This window comes from Streptomyces sp. NTH33, from assembly GCF_003236365.1.
In the GTDB taxonomy this organism is placed as follows: Bacteria; Actinomycetota; Actinomycetes; order Streptomycetales; family Streptomycetaceae; genus Streptomyces.
In genome coordinates, this window is record NZ_POTZ01000966.1 from 1 (window position 1) to 987 (window position 987).

Annotated in this window: 2 protein-coding genes; both read left to right on the top strand. The window is 72.9% G+C overall.

All coding sequences use genetic code 11. From position 1 onward, the window contains the following. Nucleotides 1-157 precede the first annotated feature (157 nt). Nucleotides 158-286 (top strand): morphogenic membrane protein MmpB, encoded by a 129-nt coding sequence (mmpB, locus tag C1I97_RS42335; RefSeq protein ID WP_111007365.1) that lies wholly within the window; start codon nt 158-160, stop codon nt 284-286. Nucleotides 287-317: 31 nt separating this feature from the next. Continuing rightward, nucleotides 318-941 carry a Maf family protein gene (locus C1I97_RS37855; RefSeq protein WP_111007366.1) on the top strand — a complete coding sequence of 208 codons (624 nt, stop codon included), beginning with the start codon at nt 318-320 and terminating at the stop codon, nt 939-941. Nucleotides 942-987 lie beyond the last annotated feature (46 nt).

The following is a 987-nucleotide window of genomic DNA, read 5'->3' on the forward strand; positions in this document are numbered from 1 at the left end:
TCCCCGCCCTGGGTCCGTCCCAGCCGCTTACGCGCGGGCGGTCACCGATCTCCGCGTGCCCGGATCGCGGCCGCTCTTCGTCGGCCGGCTCGTGCCTCGGCCAAGTTGAGTACGCGTACTCAGGCGCCGAGCCCTGCCCTCGCCGGACGATCGGAGAATGCTGTGGTCCGACCCCGAGAACGAGCCGCCGAAAGAACTGCGGGACACGCAGGAGATGCTGCGGCGGCTGGGTGTTCTCGTGGCGGCGGCCATGCTGCTGGCGATGTTGGTGATCGGACTGAGGTGAGGCCGGTCAGCGCCGCCTATACGCTGACCGTATGACAGATCAGCCGCGCCGCCGACTCGTGCTCGCCTCCCAGTCCCCCGCCCGGCTCGGGCTGCTCCGGCAGGCCGGGTTCGACCCGGAGGTCGTCGTCAGCGGCGTCGACGAGGACGCGATCACGGCACCCACCCCCGCCGAGCTGGCACTCGCGCTGGCCGAGGCGAAGGCCTCCGTGGTGGCGGCCCGGCCGGAGGTGCAGGGCGCACTGGTCATCGGCTGCGACTCGGTGCTCGACCTGGACGGCCAGGCCCTCGGCAAGCCCGCCGACGCCGAGGAGGCCACCGCCCGCTGGAAGGCGATGCGCGGACGGGCCGGCACCCTCCAGACCGGGCACTGCGTCTGGGACACGGTGCGCGGACGGTACGCCTCGGCCACCGCCTCCACCGTGGTCCGCTTCGGCGAGCCCACGGACGAGGAGATCGCCGCGTACGTCGGCTCCGGCGAGCCGCTGCAGGTCGCCGGCGCCTTCACCCTGGACGGCCGCTCGGCGCCGTTCATCGACGGCATCGACGGCGACCACGGCAACGTCATCGGCATCAGCCTGCCCCTGATCCGCCGGCTGCTGGCCGAACTGGGCGTGGGCATCACCGAGTTGTGGGCGCCCCCGGCCGAGGGCTGAGCAGGGGGACCAGAGGGATCAGGGGGCGCCCACAACTCGGTGATGC

Coding starts and splice junctions, on each gene's coding strand:
- mmpB (WP_111007365.1), top strand. CDS start 158: ATGCTGTGGTCCGACCCCGAGAACGAGCCGCCGAAAGAACTGCGGGAC.
- C1I97_RS37855 (WP_111007366.1), top strand. CDS start 318: ATGACAGATCAGCCGCGCCGCCGACTCGTGCTCGCCTCCCAGTCCCCC.